Genomic DNA, 18,955 nt, shown 5'->3' on the forward strand with positions numbered 1-18,955 from the left:
GGTAATTTGGTTCTCGACATCCATTTAGAAAACGGGGAAAATATCGATCTAATCCATCTAATTGATAGATATGTTGTGACCGTGCAACCCAACCCGACACTGGATCAGCTTCAAGTATTCGTTGCCGTCGCCGAGACAGGAAGTTTTTCGGCAGCAGCGCGACGGCTAAATCGTTCGCAGTCCGTCGTCAGTTATACGATCGCTAATTTGGAGGCGCAGTTAGAGCTGCAACTCTTTGACCGAAGTGGAACCCGCGAACCGCGGATGACGGAAGGTGGGAAAGCCATGCTCGAGGATGCGCGACGCATGGTTTCGGTCTTGCAAAGCCTGCGCGCGCGGGTCGAGGGATTGAGGCAGGGGCTCGAGTCAGAAGTAGCGGTTGCCGTCGACGTCACGCTGCCTTCGCCTGTTCTGACGGCAGTACTCAAGTCGTTCCAACTGCAGTTCCCAACCGTGAGCTTGCGCCTGCACGTGGGTGCACTTGGCATGGTCTGGGATCTCGTGCTGAAAAAGCAGACTGATTTCGGCATCGGGGGGCCGCCGTTATTAGCCTATGACGAGCTTGTATCCGTAAAGATCGGGGAAACTGCGATGACACCAGTTGCAGCGCCCGATCACCCTCTCGCTCTTTACGAGGGACCGGTGCCTCTCTCCTTCATACGCGACCATGTGCAACTCGTTGTCACCGATTTGAGCGAACAAACGAAGGGCCGGGATTTCGGCGTATTCGCCTATAAAACGTGGCGGTTGACCGACGTTGGAACAAAGCACGAATTGATGCTGGCGGGCCTGGGCTGGGGTGGTCTGGCAAAATGGATGGTCAAGGACGATCTCGCTGAAGGGAGGCTCGTACATCTCGATCTCGAACCTTATCCGGATGCTTCCTATCCCTTGCTTGCGCTCTATCCGGTAGATAGCCCTCTCGGACCGGCAGCGACCTGGCTGGTTGACCGGTTCAAGCAGGAATTGGCCACGTTCGAATGATTCGCTGTCGATCATTGACAAATGTCATGACGTCATGTTGTTTGGCGTTATGTGGTACGAAACCGATATTGTTGAAGGCCGGACGCCAATGTGGTCGCAGATTGCAGAGCGACTGCGACGGGCAATTGAGGACGGCACCTTCAGGCCGGGCCAGGCGCTACCGGGTGAGGCGGAACTCAACCGCCGTTTCGGCGTAAGTCGGACGACCTCGCGTGCGGCGCTCGACTTTCTGGAGGCGGAAGGATTGATAAGCCGCAAGTCGGGTCGCGGCTCGATTGTCATTGAACCACGAATCGAACGACCGCTAAATCGCCTTTCATCTTTTTCCGAAGACATGGCAGTGAGAGGCCTGAAGCCCAGTTATCGAACACGATCACTGAGACTAGCGCTGGCGACTCAATCCGTGGCAACGGAGTTGAAAATTGTCGTCAATTCTCCTGTACTCGAGATAGATCGCATCTTGCTGGCGGATGAAAGCCCCATGGCGACATCGCTGACCTACCTCGCTCCTGTGGCGTTCGAACGGTCCGGACTGCCTACGATCACAGCTCTGGACAATGGGTCACTTTACGGCTGGCTCAAGGAGGCTGCAGGCGTCGCATTGACAGGCGGCCATGAACGCGTCGAAGGGTCCATTGCCGACGCCACTACCGCTAAAAGTCTCGGACTAAAACAACCGGCCGCGGTTCTGGTTTGCCATCGCACGTCGTGGAATTCGGCAAGGCAGCCCGTCGAATATGTCGTCCTGCACTATCGGGCGGATCGATACAGCTTCCAGGTTGGTCTCGCCCGTTCATAACAACGACGGAACGTCCCCGCTTTAACCGCATGTAGAAAGTATCACCATGACCTCTCAACCCAAGTCCATCTATCGCGCCAAGCCGAACGCCATCCAGGAAATCTTCAGCCGGCGCAAGGCCGTCATCGGCGTGATTCATTCGCTGCCGCTGCCGGGTTCTCCGAATTATGATGGAGAGCCGATGGAGGATGTTGTCGCTTTCGCCGTGGCGGAAGCCGGGCGTTACAAGGTCGGCGGTGTGGATGGTCTGATTGTCGAGAACCACGGCGATATCCCTTTTGCCAAGCCGGATCGCCTTGGTCCGGAAACCGCTGCTGCTATGGCAGTCATGACCGATGCTGTTCGCCGCCATAGCGGCCTACCCATCGGCGTCAATGTTCTCGCCAACGGGGCGGTTCAGGCGCTGGCAGTGGCCAAGGCTGCGGGTGCAGCGTTCGTTCGCGTCAACCAATGGTCAAATGCCTATGTCGCCAATGAAGGTCTGATGGACGGACCGGCAGGCGAGGCAGCTCGCTATCGGGCGTGGCTGCGCGCAAAATCCGTCCGCATCTTTGCCGATGTGCATGTGAAGCATGGCGCTCATGCTATCACTGGCGACCGCACCATCACCGAACTCGCGCGCGACAATGAGTTTTTCGACGCCGACGTGGCCATCGCCACGGGCCAGCGCACGGGCGATAGCGCCACGATGGATGAACTGCAGACCATTGCGTCCGGTACGTCGCTGCCGGTTGCCGTTGGTTCCGGCGTTACACCGGATAATGTCGGTGACATTTTTACTGTTGCTGACGCGGTGATTGTTGCAAGTTACCTCAAACACGAGGGCGCTTGGTGGAACCCGGTCGACCCGGATCGGCTTCAGGTCTTCATGCAAGCTGTCAAGAAAGCGCGGAGCTGACGCCGTGGGCCGTGTGCTCGTTCTTGGGAATGCAGGGCTCGATTTGACGCTCCAGGTGCCTCGCTTGCCGGAAAAGGGTGAAACGCTGCTTGGTGACGGCGCCGGTAGCGCACCCGGAGGTAAAGGCCTCAATCAGGCGGTTACCGCCGCGCGTACCGGTGCGCAGGTCATCTTCCATGCCGCCATTGGGCACGACGCTCAAGGTGCACAAATCGCAGCGGCATTGGCTTCCGAGGGCATATCTGAACTCGAACTGCACCACGTTCCCTATTCGAGCGATTTCTCTCTCTTGATGGTGCTGCCAGACGGGGAGAACAGCATAGTGAGTGCCGGGAGTTGCGCGGCTGCATTGACTGTTGAAATGGCAGAAAACTTTGCCGCCAACACGACCACCGGTGACATCGTGCTGCTGCAAGGTAATCTTACACAGGCCAGTACGCTGGCCGCTCTCGCGACCGCAACTGCCCGCGGCGCAACAACATTATTCAATCCTGCGCCGCTATGGTGGGACGTCGGGCCGCTCTTGCCGTTGTGCAATATTGTTATCGCAAATCGCGGCGAGGCGAAGACGATTACTGGACTTTCGGAACCAACCGCCGCCGCCGCAGCCCTGTGCCGGCTCGGTGCGTCCATTGCGATCATCACTCTTGGAGCAGGCGGGTGCCTTACATCCGATAGCGACGGAACGATCGGCCACTACCCAGCCTCAAAAATTCGTGCAATTGACACGACTGGTTGCGGCGACACTTTTTGCGGAGTGTTTGCAGCGATGCTCGCGATGGGTTTGGGCCAGGAGACCGCCATCAATCTCGCTCAAAGTGCCGCTGCACTGACCGCACAACATCGGGGGGCGTTTACGGCTTTGCCTAGCCGCGACGAACTAGCAGCACTCACAGCTCGTATTGAACTTGCTAGAAGCGGGAATGGTGCTGCTGGGGAGGATTGAACTCCCGATTTAAGCTGACAAACTATTGATTTCGTTTAATAAATTCTACATCGTGTTTTGTTTTTTGTATCAAAGAAGTGAGCATGCTTTTGTGGAGCAACCAGCTCGCAGTCAGCGCTAAAGCGCTTCCTCGCTTCATCATCCGTAATAGGTAATTGACGAGGCGTGGATCGATCGCAATCCTATCGAGAACGGGGCAACTGACAGACAAGATCAATTTTATGACATATCAAGCGATCGCCTACGGGATGTTGGAAGTCCATTTTCCGCCTGGTTTAGAGATTGCCTTTTAACGAGCATAACGGAATGGGTAAACCTCAACCCTCCTCGCTTGGAGCTGGCAACCATGGCCTTGGAAGAGCTTAAAGTGCGTAGCGATCAATACGCCAGCATGGGCATGGAACGATTCCTTGTAGCCAGGTTACGACCGATTCCTTGGTTAAAATCAGCCCGAGCCGCCGTGAGAAACGGCCTCCGTAGATCATTAGCCCGCCCAACCGATAAGGCAAATTTGTATGTGGTTCTACGCGATGGATATACCGATTTTTCAGGATATTATGGCGCTTACGTTGGAGTAACTGCAAAATCTGTCGAGGAACGATTTCTTCAGCATCGTCAGGGCGTTCGACCCGCGCGAGGGCTTCCGGATCACGGCATTGAACTTCTCTATTCCCTATTTATTTGGTCGAACCCGATATGCTCAAATACAATTGCTGGCGGCCAACAGGAGACAAATGTAGCCTAGGGCCTTTCTGGCATTCTCAGAAACAATGCTCTGCGAAAAGCCCATGAGCTTATAAACATTCACAATATTGATTCGCACCAACCGTTTTTCAGCTAATCTGTGGCTGCATTACCCAATAATACATAAGCCTTAACTGCGATTCCGACGTTTTGTCGTATCAGCTACACTTTCTGAATAGCCGTAGCCTATAAGCGTAGCACGATTATTTGCGGTTCCTCTTTAGTATGGCTTTCAATTCGCCTGGTCAAAAGATAATAGAGGTAATTTGGGGTAAGTTGGGGTAAGTGTTGGCACGACCATTATTGCAATAAACAACAACCGGCTAAAGTCGGGAAACAAGTTGGGGGCTAGGGGTGACTAATCTATTTTGGCGAGGTTGGATTCGCGCGATTGCGTTCTGGGGCATCATATTTGCTACCTTGATCGCCTTTGACAGCTTTACTGGACTGGATCTTGGGCTAGTCCTGCATCGCGTAAGCGCCGTTGTGCCTGCTATGCACGGGAATACAATTCCTGAATCCGCACTGGCAAACCTAAGCAAACAGGATTTTGCGTTTGCCTTAGCTGGAACATTATGCGCTGTGGGTTTTGGCCTTTTCATTGCATTTGCGTTGATGCACTCGTTGGCGATACGCCTATCGCTTTGGCGCGCTCGCCGAGTTATCGCGGCTTACGCCGACAGGCCGACTTTTGCGAAGGACTATGAGTCGAGCGTCTATCCTGCTCTAGTCAAACATCCCCTAATCGGACACGCGTGGCGCGAGTTCGACGAAACGCTGCTCAAGCAGGAAATTGAAAGCGGTGGCGTGATTGGAAATACCGTTCGGCCGCATAGCTTTATAGGTTACAGCCTTGTCCGTGAGCGATTCACTGGCCTTAAAATGATTGGCAGTATCCCAGGATACTTCGTGGGTATCGGCCTTCTGTTAACTTTTGCGGGTATTGTGTTGGCCCTCTCCAAGGCAAGTAATGCCACGACCGCTTCTCTCATACATAACGACACGCCAGAGATGATGAGAGCAATGACAGACCTTTTGGGGGTGGCGTCGTTTAAGTTCGTTACGTCCATCGCTGGCTTGGGTATCTCGATTTTTTTGGCCCTTGTCTTCAAGATTTTGGTAATCGGCATGGAAGCCAGCTTTACGAAATTTTGCCACCAAGCGGAGACTCAACTTCGTTATCTAGCTCCCCAATCGATTGCTGCAGAAATGAATGAGACCGCGAAAGAACAAACTGCGCAGCTCAAGGAGATTAATAGCGATCGATTTTTTACCCGGATGGGTGAGCAACTGTCGCCACAAATTAGTAGCGCGTTTGCTGGTGCTATTGAACCTATGGCACAGAGCATCAGTGAAGCAATGCGAAACATGGCGAGCCGAAGCGAAGATGGCGTCGGTGAGCTTTTGGATCGATTCTCAACCTCTGTTCAGGGAAGTGCTGGAACGGAACTGAAAAAGCTGGGTGAAACGCTTGCTCAGATGCAAAAGACTTTGGAGACAACGCAAAAGGGCTTGCACGGCACGGGCGAGGAGTTCGCTACCCGCATGGCGGAAGCTGCAGACGCACTCAGGCAAACCTTCGACCGAGCCAATGTAAAACTTGATGCTGACTTAGGAACAGCCGCTTCGGGTGCATCTGCGAAGGTCGAGGACGCGATGGGGCGGGTGATGGGGCGTATGGAAGAACAGATTGACGTCCTGATGGGCGGGCTAAGTGCCTTCGCCATCACGAATTCTTCGCACCTCAATGAAACGCGGAGCCAAGTGGCAGATGCTCAGCAAGCGGCAGTGGCCAGTATAGCGCAAGCTTCCGCTGAGGCGTCGAAAGCATTGGAAACAGGGTTGTCAGGTGCGTTGGCAAAGATCGCTGCCGACATAGAACGATTTGTTAGTGCGATGCGGTTGGGTGAGGTGGCGCTATCTGAGCAAGCGAGTGCAATTGGCGACGCTACCAGTCAGACGCGCGCCGCTGCAAGTTCATTTAGCAAGATTGCGGATGACGTTCGCGCTGCTGGTGATCCTCTTCTCCGTTCCGGAGAGCGGATGTCGAAGGCATCTGAGCAGATGGCTGCTTCGATCGATCTAGCTGCCTCTAGTCTGGAGCGTGGGAATACGGCCACGGCCACTCTGGCGTCGTCTCTTACTGAACAGCTGCAAGAACTAAAGGGAGTTTGGGAGAGTTACAAATCCCATTTCGACAATATCGATGTCGCCCTTGGACGGGCTGTTCAGGAGTTGGGAGAGGCAACAGAAGCGCAAGCGGCTACGCTTGGTAACTACGCCAAGGAAATGAACGCCGACCTTGCCAAAGTAATGGATGGTTTGCGACCGCTTCTGGATGGCTTGGAACAAAACACCGACTCAATTGCAGATAGCGTTGAAGTCCTTGCCAACAACATGATCCGCGTTGCGGCGGAGTAACATCGATGGCGCTGGTTGACGACGTCGGTCCTGCTCTTGATCACCATGCAGAGGAAGACGAAAACTATTTCATCTCAATGACAGATATGATGGTGGGGATATTGTTTATCTTCATTATAATGCTGATGGTGTTCGCGCTAAACTTCAAACAGCAGACCGACGTCTCGGTTGAACAGATTAAGCGACTTGAGGAAGCACGACGACAAGCGGAAATCGTTGCGATTCAGCTTGACGCCTTGAAAAATGAAGTGCGTTCCGAATTGCAACAAATTGATAAGTCGGATCAGATTAGATCCATCCTGTTGGAAGAAATTCGTAGTCGACTTGCTAAAGAAGGTCTTGATGTCGAGATCGATCCGGTAAATGGCGTGCTTCGATTGACGGAAAATGCTGTTCGGTTTCCGACGAGTAGCGCCGATCTAAAGGGAGCTGCAGAAAGTAACGTTCAGAAGATTGCTGTTGTCTTACGTGATGTCTTGCCATCCTATACAGCCTGTTTGTCGGCTCAACCCAACTGTCAACGCGATCCAACTGCAGCGTCGATAGAAACGGTTTTCATCGAAGGCCATACTGATAAGACGGGCGTTGACAGTAATAACTGGCAGCTGTCTACAGCAAGAGCGGTCAATACATATCGCTTAATGACCCAGACCCAACCTCAACTTCGCGATCTAAAAAATCGGGCCAGTCGTGAGATAATATCCGTATCGGGATATTCGTCGACAAGGCCAGTAATCGACGAGACAAACTCCGCAGCGTTCGACAGCAATCGGCGTATTGATCTTCGGTTTGTGATGGAAGTGGATGATGGGAAAAGGTTGAAGGAAGTGCTGGCGCTGACCGACCGCATGGATGGGCAGTTGCGAAATCTACGCAAAGCCATTGATGACGCAAATGTCAAATAGCTTCCGCGAAGCCTGTATTGGTCTCGTGCAGCGATTGGCTGCTTCTGAGCGGTCAATGCCTCCTGCGTCCCCACTCGCGCGTCTTGCAAAAAAAGTGGAAGAGTCGGGTCGGAACGCAGAACATCGACCTGCGAAGGATTTTGACGGCATTGCACTTAGACTGCTGAATGACGTGAGAGCAGGCGTTACACTTAGAAATCGCCAACTCAAAGATGCAGCGTGGTGTTTGTGGACAACGACCCCGGCTCTCGCGGACACAAAAGACGTGATGAATGGGGTCTTATCTCAATTGGTCTCAGCGGACAGTGCTCGGCCTTTTCGCACACTCGCTTCTTCCTTCATGACTTCATATTCCAATGAAATGCCGGGGCGACTCGATGCAGCTGCAACTTTGGCAAAGCTTTCAAACAAGTGGGGGGGGCCATGGGGCGAGCTTCATAAGAAGTTTCGGTTATTCGATTTAGACGTTGGTCCACGGCTATTGGCTGATGCCGTAATCGAGCAAGACAAGCCTGCACCAGATATTCTCAAAGAGGCTGGCCTCGGAGCGATGAACGCCCAATCGGGCTATGCAAAGGCTGTGACAGCTGCATTGCTTGACCGGTTGGCCACGAGCCGAGCACACGACCATTTAACTCGACTTGACCGCATCAAGCGCTACGCCATGACCGAGGGCGGGAGGCCGATCTACAACGATCTGCTACCAAATCTAATCGAAGCTCTGTTGCGACCGTTCAGCCAGGAAAAGATCGAGAAAGCAATTCGCGATGCATTCCTCAAAGTCGTTCTCATGCTGCTAGGCGATCCGCGCCTGAAACCAGGCAATTGGGCTTTTGTGCCAGCTCCGCTGAGAGAACTCGTGCAGCGTTGGCTGACTGAACAGTCCTTGCGGCAGTTTCTTGATATCGTTGATCGAATAGCCGACGACAGCATGTGGTCTTATCGACGAGCGTTCTGGGAAGGAGTTTACAACAAAGGACTTATCGATGAAGCGTGGGTCGCGTTTGGCCCAGATGGAACTCGTTTGGCACGCTCAGTCTTTGGATCCAATGCCGAGTTCGCAAGACTCGAAGCTGAAGGTCGCCAAGTTGAAGCAGGGCACGCTGTTCTCTTGTTGCGAATTGGCGATGGTGTTGTTGCAGATTGGAGTCACAACGGAAAGTGCAATATTTGGTCGGATGCTTCGGAACGGTCAGCACCCAAACTCTTCAGAAGGTCATATGGATCGGATGAAATTCGAATTCATAAGGGGGCCGGCAACTTTGAGACAAGCACCAAGCTTAGTCAAATGCACATGGCTTCGCAGACTTATAGTTGGCAAAGCAAGGTAGCCGAACGTCTCTACGCTATGACCGGGGTTCGGCTTCAGCAGCGCGACTATAGGTATCGTTGATGACAAGATCCTTCTCAATACTACCTACAGAGACTGGTGCAACGATCAGCCTCAACGACATTTCTTTCTTTAAAAAGCGAACAGTGCCATTCGATGCTTGGGATCCGCCCGAAGAAACGGCCCGTGCTGCCGTTCGTTATCTAAAGCGTCTGGTCGACAATGGCGATGCGTCCTTAGTTCCCCAAGGCGTCGCGGTCACTGCCGACGGCATCGTCTCGCTTCCGATGACTATTGCCAATGCACTTGCTGTTCCAGTGATAGCGGCGGTGACGTTGACGTTGACGGTAGAGGGGAGAGTGGAAAGCCCCGAAGGGCTTATTCGATTTGTCTGGCAAGACCGGAACATGCGCCGCATCACGCCCAATATTGTCGGACCATTCTTAATCGCCAACGGCGAAACAGGTCGCCTCTCCCAGCCAGTATATAACTTGCTAAATGCCATCCGCGGATACAATGAAACACTTGGTCGATCCGCTGATGAGAGAATTGGGCCGTGGCTGGATGTGCAGAATGCACTTGAGCGAGTTACGGGAGAAAGCGTAAAACCCGACCGAACACTGCAGAGCTTGCGCATTTATCAAGCCGGTGCATTCGCGCTTGATGTGCGCGAGGCGGCCGGCGGACCCAAAATCACTCCGGTGTTAATGGCTCATTCTATGCGGCAATCTCAGGCAGACGAGATTGATGCGCCGGAGGTAATTGATGGTGAGCAGCTTGGACCGGTCCTCTCGGATCAATTGCCGGACAATGATACCGATGCATTGCTGGTCCCAGAGCTGCAGAAGGCCTTTGTCGCGGAGTTCAACCAGAGGACCGGACGGACTGGTCCTGCCTTTGCGCTGGGTCGCAATTCATTTGTCGTGATTGAACCGGAACTCCAAAGGGCACTTGATGTCGTCAAAGCGGCTCAGCGCGCGCCTGCGGAGGAACGTCGCAGCTTTATCGCTAATCCACGTTCGTTCTTGGATCGAGAACTTGGAGATTTGTCCGACGAGGCAGGCTCAATCTTTGTCGAGACCCACCAATATTCTGCCCGCGTGCTCGGATTAGGCCGTTGGGAAAAACCTACGCTCGACTGGCTTACTAAGCAAAGCACTTCCTGGCTGCCAGAAAAATTTCAACTTGCAATTGGCGATCATAAATTTGACCTGACGCCAAGCGACGTTGACCACCTGAAGAGCGCAGTGGAACAAGCAACCCACGATTTTGCCGATACACTGGTGTATCAGGATAAAGCGTTAGGAACGCTCGAGACGATCGATGCACTCGAAAGTTTGCGTGGCTTTGCTGACGAAGGGCAACCCTTCCCGGACGGCGCTGATGGTCAGCCGCAAACGGATGACGGCGAGTCAAACGCACCGGTCGACACCGACATATTACTGATCAATGATCACATTGACAGCGTCGGCTTCACTGCCCAGATAGTGCCACGCCGGGCATCCCTATTTGAGAATTTTCCAATCGACCTGTTGCGCTCCAATAAACCCAAACCCCATCAAGAAGAGGGCTTTGCTTGGCTTGTTAAGTCTTGGCTATCCGGAACTCCCGGCGTCCTTCTTGCTGACGATATGGGGTTGGGCAAGACCTTTCAGGCGCTCAGTTTTCTCGCCTGGTTTCGGAGAAATCAACAAGCCGCAGGCGGCAGGGGCCGTTTATTCGAGGGCCCGATCATAATCGTCGCCCCGACTGCGCTGTTGAGAAACTGGGAAGCTGAAGCCGGGCTGCATCTCGTAGACGACTGTCTTGGCCAATGTGTAAAGGCCTTTGGTAGTAACCTTGGGCGACTTAGGACGAAAAAGAATGAAGCATGGTCGCCAGAAGACGCATTGGACGTCGATACTCTACGTGACGCAGACTGGATTCTGACGACCTATGAGACTTTGGCGACCTATCATCGGTGTTTCGCTCGTGTTCCATATTCAATAGGCGTCTTTGACGAAATGCAAAAGGTTAAGGCACCCGACACACTAAACACGCATGCTCTCAAGACGTTGAATGTCGATTTTGTCTTGGGAATGACGGGAACGCCAATTGAAAATCGCCTTGAGGACCTCTGGTGCATCATGGACCGTGTAGGACCAGGGTATTTAGGTGGGCTCCGTGATTTTTCCAGAACCTACAACACCGATAATGCTGCCCTAAAGGAGCTAAAGGCGAAACTTGACCAGCCAACTGCGAAGCACCCGCCGGTGATGCTGCGTCGAATGAAGCAGGACATCTTAGAAGGCTTACCCACGAAGACGTCGACCACCTATCCGGTTGCGATGCCAGCTGAACAGGCCGCTGCATACGCGAATGCTGTTTCAGCGGCGAGGCGTGGCGAACGAACAATGGGAGCGATGCTAAAAGCCATACACGCTTTTCGTGGTATATCGTTGCATCCAAGTGGAGACCGAGGCGTTGATGTTTACGACCCCGTCTCGCGCAAAGCTTGGATCGCAAAGTCAGCACGTGTCAGCAAGACAATCGATATCCTTTCTGCAGTTCAGATGCGGGGTGAAAAAGCGCTGGTTTTTATAGAAGACCGCGCAATACAGTCCGCGTTCACGGCAATAATAGCCGCCGAGCTAGGGTTGGACCGCGAGCCCGACATCATTAATGGAGATGTTGCGGGAGCGAAGCGACAAGACGTCGTCGACCGGTTTCAAGCCTTACCAAAAGGCTTCGATCTATTGATTCTGTCACCCAAGGCTGCAGGCATCGGGCTCACAATTACTGCCGCAAATCATGTGATTCATCTCAGCAGGTGGTGGAATCCGGCAGTGGAAGACCAATGCAATGATCGTGTTTATCGGATTGGGCAGACGAAACCGGTGACGGTCCACGTGCCAATAGCTGTTCATCCGGCGTTAGGGGACTCTTCCTTCGACGTCAAGCTCGACGCATTGCTTGACCGCAAGCGCAACTTGTCCCGCGACATGCTTGCTCCGCCGATTACGGACGGCGATGTGGGAGAATTATTCAACGGTGCGGTGGAATAGTTAAATGCGGCGAGCTACCAAACGAGTGCTGCTGACCATCCGTTTTAATTTGGGCCTGGCCAAAAACCCAAAACTTATCATTAGTGAGAGCACTGCATTCTGATTAATCACCTTGAAGATAAAACTCTTTTCTCAGCGCCGCATACGCAGTTTCTTCGTCCTTAAAAGCGCCATAAAATTGCTGGCTAAGCCCTGTCATATGGTGTCCGGAGAAAAGGATCACGAGAACCGGAGTTGTTTCCGCTTCGGCGGCCGCATTGCAAAAATAGATTGCTGTTGTGTGCTCACCTTGGTTTTCGAATTCACGCTCCAGAAACTTATCCTGATCAATTTCACATTCGAGCTCGGAGTGGGCGACTGCGAGGCCAACAGGATTAGCGGCGCCGTCGGAGTAGATGGACCAAGCCAGATCTTCCAATTTCTTGTGGTCAATCAGCACAACGGGGGTTCCCTTTGAATCGAGTTAAATTTGTTGGAATGCCATAGCGTGCAACGCAAATCTCGTTTCGATAGACCCGGACAATCGTCGGCTGGCTCGCATTGCGTTGTCGGCCAAGTCAGAGCAAGTCAGCGATAAACTCAGAGGCTGGCGTTACGCCGGAAATAAAGAGCCTATCCCTAGCACGCGTGGCGGCCACGTAAAGTAGCTGCCTTTCGGTCGCGATAACCTCGTCCAGCTCAAATTCATCAGCAACATCGGCAACGCGGGGGGCGAAGGGTAGGACGGCTTCGTCGCATGCGATGACGGCGACAGCGCGAAATTCCAGTCCCTTTGCCAGATGCATGATGCCCACCAATGCAATGTCCTCCTTGGGACTGCCTGTCGAGACAGTTCGGCGAGCTAAGCCTGCCTCGTCAGCGACGGCGCGGGCGCGCGCAAGCTGATCATCAGAACGGACGAAAATAGCAATCTCGGCGGGAGAAATGCCGTCAACTATCGCAGACTTGATGAAGGCTGCAGCTACTTCACGCTCATGATCCTCATCGTCGGCAACCAGTATAATCGGCTCGATGCCCTCAAAAACGGAAATAGTGCCTTGACGGTCATCTTCAAGGCCATCCACGTCCCTTATTGCCCGCGGTAGGAGCCGGTCTGCCATTTGGCGGATCTGTTGTGAGGTGCGATAGTTCACCTTCAGCGTGGACGATCGGCCTCTAACGTCGATACCCAGTCCTCGCCACGAAAAGGGCTGCTGGAAAATGCGCTGACCTATATCGCCCGCAAAGAAAAGTGCATCTGAATGGTGGGGTGCGATTGCTGCCAGAAAGCGCAGTTCAGCCACTCCCAGATCCTGCGCTTCGTCGACAACAATATTAGTGAAGGGCTTTTCAACCCTTGATGCATACGTATCCGTAAGGGTCTCGAACAACGACGCAGGAGTGAACAGCGCCTTTTGCTTGAGTGCACCGCGGACGCGATCAAAGACTTGCCACAGCTCTTCTCGTTGGCGCATTCCGAGACGGTTCTTGCGTCCCATGCGCGGAACCTGACTATAAGCCTCTAAATCAGCGATACGCCACGCATCTATAACGTTTTCCCATTCCGACACCAAAAAACGCAGGGAATAGTCCCGAGTGTTGGTATCTTGTGCCGCCCTTTCGATCATTTTTCGAACGATCTCGCGGCGGGCAATATGAGCCTTCCTCCCAGTAGCGAGCGCAAACAGTTCTTCGGCTATTTCGCGGAAAGAGGAGACATTAACTTTACCTTCGATTTCCGAGTGCCCGCCGCTTAAGATCGCCAGCTTGTGCTCGAGTGCATGGGCAAGGGGGGCCGAGAACGTGGTCAGGAGCACTTGCGCTTGACGATCTTGCCGCAATATACGCAGAGCCCGGTGGAGCGCTACCACTGTCTTCCCTGTGCCAGCTGAACCCATCACCCGTGCCGGCCCTGAATAGTCACGCTCGACAATTCCGCGCTGAAGCGGATGCAGAAAGACCGCCCACTTTTCAAACGGCGCATCCAGTGCTGCCCGTAGTTCGTCATGTCCTTCCAGCACGCGGAACCGGCGCATCGTATCCGGATGTGCCATCGGATCTGCTACAGGGGTGGCTGCCGGAACCAAGATACCTGTCGCGGCATACTCGAGCAAAGACTCGGCTGCTTCCTGCGGCAAATGCACAGCCAGGGCGAAAAAGGAGTCTTCTGTTGCCTTGGCAACGTCGCCCAACCAGTCTTGTGGGACACCGACGGACAGCAGATTGTCGGGAGTAAGTTTTGCGAAGATCGCCGGCGGGGGAATCGTCCGATCGAGCGGCGCGGTGTCGAACGGCAAACTAGCCTGCCCGGCCTCTCTCGGGCTCTGCGTGATTTTATCTAGGCGCTCCCGAACTTCGACGATCTGCATTGCGCCCGTCGCCGGGTGCGTTTCGATCCGTCGTCGCTCCGCCCATTTATAAGCATCATCGTGGTGGTCGACATATGCAAGCATAATGCTAGCACCCACTTTATGAACTATGATGCGAATGTCGCGGCTAACTCTAATGGACCAAAAGTTTAGATCCTTCGACTTGTCTATTCTGTGAAACTGTAAGCCGGGTTGGTCTGGGTTCGCCTGAATGTCGAACGCCGTCAACTTCACTTGCTTCTGCTCATCATTGGTGAGCTTTGATAGCGCAGCAGTAAAGCTATCCGCCAGGATTGTAGTCATAACGTTCCACGGTCTGCTACGTAATCATCGATCGACGGCCAAGCGAAGGCACAACCAGAACTGAAATAGTAGCGATCCTTGAGGTAGTTGAGGTCAGTTTGCCAATCACGAACTGCTTCAGAACTTCCGTTGCGCCGTCGTGCATTCCTCATGAAAGCAGCAATCGATTCAGCCATCTTCCACAGACGTGTGCAACTCCCGGTATCACCCCACTCGTTACGGTATTTTATTGAAAAAACGGTTGGAACCGGTTGAGCCAATACGTTGTCCAGAATGCGTTGACGAGCGGAGCTGGTTAAATCAGATGTCGCCCCGACCCGGTATCCTGCATATCCCAAAAGCCCGACCTCTAGCCAATTCTTGGTCGTCAATTGGCCGTTTCCATTGATGGCGTGCCCAGATGGCCAAACGAATGCGTCGGATGTCGAGTCGTAAAATGCGCCTCTGGCGATCCATTCAAGGCGGATCGCTTCAATGATGCAATGAGACGCCTCCATATCATCATTAGGACCAGCGCGCTGAATAAATGACCGACAATTTTGGTAGACGTCAGCGAGTCGCTCGATCGACATTGTTGGCAGGTTTGCAATGATAGGAGGGCGCGCAAGTGCAAGTTCGACATCCACAACGCGGCAATGGACTTTTTCGTATCCGGATTCTGACATGTCGATAAAGAAAACCCTCGCGCTCGCGTAAACTGCATAGACTCTTTTTTTATAGACAATCCCAAAGCCACCATCCGGCAATTCCCGTATCGGCCGGTTGTTCAACACTTCGATTAGATCATTGTCCTTTCGAACCTCTACATCGATCGACATTTACACTCCAAAAACCTTGAGCACCTCATCCCCAAAATGGTTGATCACTTTGACAGCAATTCTTCCTGTTGACGGTTTTTGAAACGGCCGCGAAGTATCGGAATAAAGCGTCTCCCATGCCCCTTCGTCAATCTCGGCCTTAAGCGCTGTTTTGAGCGACTTGTAAGGGTCGTTCGCGCCGAGGAAATAAGCGTGTCGAACGAAGAAGCTCTCTTCGTCATAGTCGGTATCGATGAACCAAGCGGCGATACCCTTCACATCGTCGGAGCGGATCTCACCGGTCGACGGATCGAAGATGTCGACCCCCATGACCTTCACCTGCAGTTCGCCGTCGGACGTTTCGATCAGATCGACGTCCGGCTCGCCGAACACTACGAAGAGGTTGCCTTTACCGGTATTCTTTAGATCCTCCGCCATTTGAAGATCGGGATTCATGCGAGCTTTCAGAATCGCAAGCGGACCCAACCGATTAAGGTCACTTGCCTGGGCTTCGAAGTTGAAGGCGCAGGCGATCAAAGCATCGAACCGGGCATCAGAAGCCTCGCGAGCGGCCGCCGTGATTTGGCTGCGCGTTAGAGTGCCGAATTCCGGACCGATCAGTATTCCAGCGCGCTTCTCGCGACCGTCGCCGTCGGTGTAGCGGGCTTCGGCCGCCAACCAGTTGCCAGGCCAAGGCTCGACGGAGTTGAAGCGGATCGTATCGCGCTTTTCCTGTTGGTGAACGCCGGCGGAGCGCAGATGGTCGAGCACCATCTGGCCGAAGTCCTGGTCCGGCACGTTGTTTGGGGCCGGCTGCATCGTGCCATTCGCCGCTGAGAGCTCTATTCCGAGCGTTTCGTCACGCGCGGTGACGACCCGATGCGGCGACAAGCTCTCGACTGTGAATGGACCTGCTACGCGCACCTTGTTCTTATCCTCGTAAGGGCGATCGTAGAGCATCTCTACGTCGGCCGCGCGAGCGATTGAGGCGTCGATCTCCCTCTGCCGCGCAATGCGGCCCTTCCACCAGCTAGTGTGGAGCTCACGCACATGGGCACCGACCAGAGCCGCCTTGGCGGCGCCTTCTTTGCTATCCAGCCACTGGTCGAAATCGCGCGGCATTTCCCACTCCTCGAATCCCGTTGCGAGCTCCTCGTTCAGCTCGCGTCGCAGCGGCTCCAGAACCTCCTGCCACTTCTCCCAGATCACATCGATCTCGGCATTGTTGGCGATCGATTTTAGCGTTATGTGAGGCGCGCGCTCATAGACAAATCCCTGGCGAATGTCACCAGAGGTGGGGGTCTGCGGTTGGATCTTTCCCGAGACCTTCTGCTCGTGCGCTCGGCCATCAGTGCTGTCAGCCAGCAAGTAGTATGGATAACGAGCCGACATTAGCCGCGTGCGGGCGAGTGCCAGCGCTACGCGTGATGTATCAACGGTGATCCAACGCCGGCCCCATTGCTCGGCTACCGTCGCTGTCGTGCCGGAGCCGCAGGTCGGGTCGAGCACGAGATCACCTGGATCAGTGGTCATCAGAATGCAGCGTTGGATGACTAGCGGGTTCGTTTGCACAACGTATGTCTTTTCTGCGCCGAATCCTGAAGTGACTGTGTCATCCCAAGTGTTATTGAAGGGGATGGCTGGAAAATCGTCGATATATCGAACATAAGAAGGAGTGTTTCCGATCGCGATTATTCGGTTTGCGGTTAGCAATCGACCCATCCCAGATCGGCTTGTTTTCCACCCGCTTGCCTTTGGCGAGAAGGTTCGCCCATTCAATTCGAAGTCGAAAAATTGAGGGCCACCCGAACTCTGAGACGTAAGTTGATCCCCACGGAACACCCTAGATCCAATAGGAGGCGCCTCGAAGTCACTTCGTGTTGCTCGACGCCGAGCGCCACTGGCATCCTCGATGCTGGTGTATTGTCCGCCGCCCTCGCCACCCGCCGTCTTGCGCCTATAGAGTTGGCGGTATTTGATCGCACTTCTTCGCTTCGAATACCAAATAACATAGTCGACCACAGAGGCTAAGACATCTGTCCCGCCTGATGGGCTACCAGCACCTGTCGTTTTCTTGAAAGGTATCAAGGAGACGAAGTTCTCATCACCAAAAATCTCGTCCATTAACGCCCTGACCCGGTGCACATTCTCGTCGCTAATCTGGACGAAGATGGAGCCCGACTCCGATAGAAGCTCGCGCGCGACCATGAGCCGGTCGCGCAGATAGGTGAGATAGGAGTGGATGCCATCCTTCCAGGTGTCGCGAAAGGCCTTCACCTGTTCCGGCTCTCGGGAGACATCCTCCTTCTTACCGTCCTTTACGTCGCGCGACTGTGTTGAGACCTGCCAGTTTGAATTGAACTTTATGCCGTAGGGCGGGTCGAAGTAGATACATTGCACCTTCCCGCGCATTGCTTCGCGTTCGGCGAGGCTTGCCATCACCTGCTGCGAGTCGCCCAGAATGAAGCGGTTCGTCCAATGCTGCGAATGCTGGTAGAATTCGGCGCGCGCTTCTGGATTAGTCAGCCCGTTGAAATCGGCGAAGAGATCTGGCGCGTCGGTCTGGGTTTCACGGCGCGCATCCGAACGGCGCTTGAGATCGTCGATGATCGCTTTCGGGTGCACCTTTTCCTGCACGTAGATCGCCGGCGCATTGACCACGAGATCCGACCAGTCCTGTGTGTCCTTTCCGCGCCATACGAGCTGGGCGTCACCGAGCTCGAGCTCGCCGGTCTCGGCGAGCTTCCTCATCTGATCCTTTGTGATCCTGATCTTCGCGCCGTTCCAGACGATCTGCGGATCAAGATCACAGTCGCGTTCCCTGCTCGCTCCTTTTGCAAGCGGCCGCGGGCGGGGCAAGCTCAAAGCGCGCTCCGTGTCACCCAGCAATTCTGCCTGCTGCTCGAACAGCGATGCCATCTCGGCAGTGGGCACATTAATGCGCCGCGCGGTGCCATGGGTTAGTGCATCTATTTCGCGTGGCGATTTTGCCATCAGTCTTGTTCCCCCAGGACCGCATCCACGGCGCGCTCGGAACGCGAGGCCCTCGTAGTGAGCCAGTCGCCCATCGCTGGCCAGTTGTCTTCCGCAAAACAATTCACCCGCCAAATAGAACCGAGACGCGGCCCTTCTGAGCGCTGTTCCGGTCGCAATCTCAGTTTCGCTTTCAGCATGGCGAAGTGCGGACCAAGGCGCTCATCGACCTCGATCGCGCCGAGTTTCTCGTTGCGGCCGAAGAACACGCCAACGAGATCTTGCTGGGGTAACACATACATGGTGATGACCATCTCGAGGTGGAGAAGCCCACGTTGCCAAAACCATTGTCCATGCTTCCCCCGAACAGCCTTCTCGTCGGGATGGCGTTGATCAAACAATGTCCAAAACAAGCGATGTGGCCATTCAGCGGCCCGATGAGAGGGAAGATAGTCTGTCAATG

At 54.0% G+C, this 18,955-nt stretch carries 13 protein-coding genes; 8 read left to right on the plus strand and 5 right to left on the minus strand.

Annotated features, from left to right (window positions below):
* Positions 1-81: 81 nt before the first annotated feature.
* The 8 genes from C7476_RS01600 to C7476_RS01635 all read left to right on the plus strand — a co-directional run bounded on the left by C7476_RS01600 (position 82) and on the right by C7476_RS01635 (position 12,071).
* The gene (locus C7476_RS01600; protein ID WP_114428533.1) at positions 82-984 is read left to right on the plus strand and encodes a LysR family transcriptional regulator; all 903 of its coding nucleotides are present in this window, start codon (positions 82-84) and stop codon (positions 982-984) included.
* A 34-nt stretch (positions 985-1,018) separates the two neighbouring features.
* Entirely contained in the window at positions 1,019-1,783 is a 765-nt protein-coding gene (locus tag C7476_RS01605; RefSeq protein ID WP_114428154.1) for a GntR family transcriptional regulator, read from the plus strand.
* A gap of 46 nt (positions 1,784-1,829) precedes the next feature.
* Positions 1,830-2,681, plus strand: coding sequence for a BtpA/SgcQ family protein (locus tag C7476_RS01610; protein ID WP_114428155.1), 852 nt, complete (start codon positions 1,830-1,832; stop codon positions 2,679-2,681).
* Between the two features lie 4 nt (positions 2,682-2,685).
* On the plus strand, positions 2,686-3,627 hold the full coding sequence (locus tag C7476_RS01615) for a ribokinase (RefSeq protein ID WP_181872314.1): 942 nt from the start codon (positions 2,686-2,688) through the stop codon (positions 3,625-3,627).
* Positions 3,628-4,725: 1,098 nt separating this feature from the next.
* Complete coding sequence (gene zorA, locus C7476_RS01620; protein WP_114428157.1) at positions 4,726-6,792, plus strand: anti-phage ZorAB system protein ZorA; 2,067 nt, start codon at positions 4,726-4,728, stop codon at positions 6,790-6,792.
* 5 nt (positions 6,793-6,797) lie between these two features.
* Complete coding sequence (locus C7476_RS01625; RefSeq protein ID WP_114428158.1) at positions 6,798-7,697, plus strand: OmpA/MotB family protein; 900 nt, start codon at positions 6,798-6,800, stop codon at positions 7,695-7,697.
* A complete protein-coding gene (locus C7476_RS01630; RefSeq protein WP_181872315.1) occupies positions 7,687-9,090 on the plus strand; it encodes an EH signature domain-containing protein in 1,404 nt (467 codons plus the stop codon). Before C7476_RS01625 ends, C7476_RS01630 begins: the two co-directional genes overlap by 11 nt.
* Positions 9,090-12,071 carry a DEAD/DEAH box helicase gene (locus tag C7476_RS01635; RefSeq protein WP_114428160.1) on the plus strand — a complete coding sequence of 994 codons (2,982 nt, stop codon included), beginning with the start codon at positions 9,090-9,092 and terminating at the stop codon, positions 12,069-12,071. The genes C7476_RS01630 and C7476_RS01635 overlap by 1 nt, the downstream gene beginning before the upstream one ends.
* A 103-nt stretch (positions 12,072-12,174) precedes the next feature.
* Here C7476_RS01635 and C7476_RS01640 read toward each other — a convergent pair whose 3' ends face one another.
* From C7476_RS01640 to C7476_RS01660, 5 genes are all read right to left on the minus strand, one after another.
* Complete coding sequence (locus tag C7476_RS01640) at positions 12,175-12,510, minus strand: hypothetical protein (RefSeq protein ID WP_114428161.1); 336 nt, start codon at positions 12,508-12,510, stop codon at positions 12,175-12,177.
* A gap of 118 nt (positions 12,511-12,628) precedes the next feature.
* Positions 12,629-14,722 (minus strand): UvrD-helicase domain-containing protein, encoded by a 2,094-nt coding sequence (locus C7476_RS01645; RefSeq protein ID WP_114428162.1) that lies wholly within the window; start codon positions 14,720-14,722, stop codon positions 12,629-12,631.
* Positions 14,719-15,540: a hypothetical protein gene (locus tag C7476_RS01650; RefSeq protein WP_114428163.1), complete on the minus strand. Its 822-nt coding sequence runs from the start codon at positions 15,538-15,540 to the stop codon at positions 14,719-14,721. Before C7476_RS01650 ends, C7476_RS01645 begins: the two co-directional genes overlap by 4 nt.
* Positions 15,541-18,513, minus strand: coding sequence for a site-specific DNA-methyltransferase (locus C7476_RS01655; RefSeq protein WP_114428164.1), 2,973 nt, complete (start codon positions 18,511-18,513; stop codon positions 15,541-15,543).
* Positions 18,513-18,953, minus strand: a complete 441-nt coding sequence (locus C7476_RS01660; protein WP_114428165.1) for a hypothetical protein — start codon at positions 18,951-18,953, stop codon at positions 18,513-18,515. Before C7476_RS01660 ends, C7476_RS01655 begins: the two co-directional genes overlap by 1 nt.
* Positions 18,954-18,955 lie beyond the last annotated feature (2 nt).

This window comes from Phyllobacterium bourgognense, assembly GCF_003337575.1.
GTDB lineage: Bacteria > Pseudomonadota > Alphaproteobacteria > Rhizobiales > Rhizobiaceae > Phyllobacterium > Phyllobacterium bourgognense.

Coding starts and splice junctions, on each gene's coding strand:
- C7476_RS01645 (WP_114428162.1), bottom strand. CDS start 14,722: ATGACTACAATCCTGGCGGATAGCTTTACTGCTGCGCTATCAAAGCTC.
- C7476_RS01635 (WP_114428160.1), top strand. CDS start 9,090: ATGACAAGATCCTTCTCAATACTACCTACAGAGACTGGTGCAACGATC.
- C7476_RS01630 (WP_181872315.1), top strand. CDS start 7,687: ATGTCAAATAGCTTCCGCGAAGCCTGTATTGGTCTCGTGCAGCGATTG.
- C7476_RS01655 (WP_114428164.1), bottom strand. CDS start 18,513: ATGGCAAAATCGCCACGCGAAATAGATGCACTAACCCATGGCACCGCG.
- C7476_RS01650 (WP_114428163.1), bottom strand. CDS start 15,540: ATGTCGATCGATGTAGAGGTTCGAAAGGACAATGATCTAATCGAAGTG.
- C7476_RS01605 (WP_114428154.1), top strand. CDS start 1,019: ATGTTGTTTGGCGTTATGTGGTACGAAACCGATATTGTTGAAGGCCGG.
- C7476_RS01610 (WP_114428155.1), top strand. CDS start 1,830: ATGACCTCTCAACCCAAGTCCATCTATCGCGCCAAGCCGAACGCCATC.
- C7476_RS01625 (WP_114428158.1), top strand. CDS start 6,798: ATGGCGCTGGTTGACGACGTCGGTCCTGCTCTTGATCACCATGCAGAG.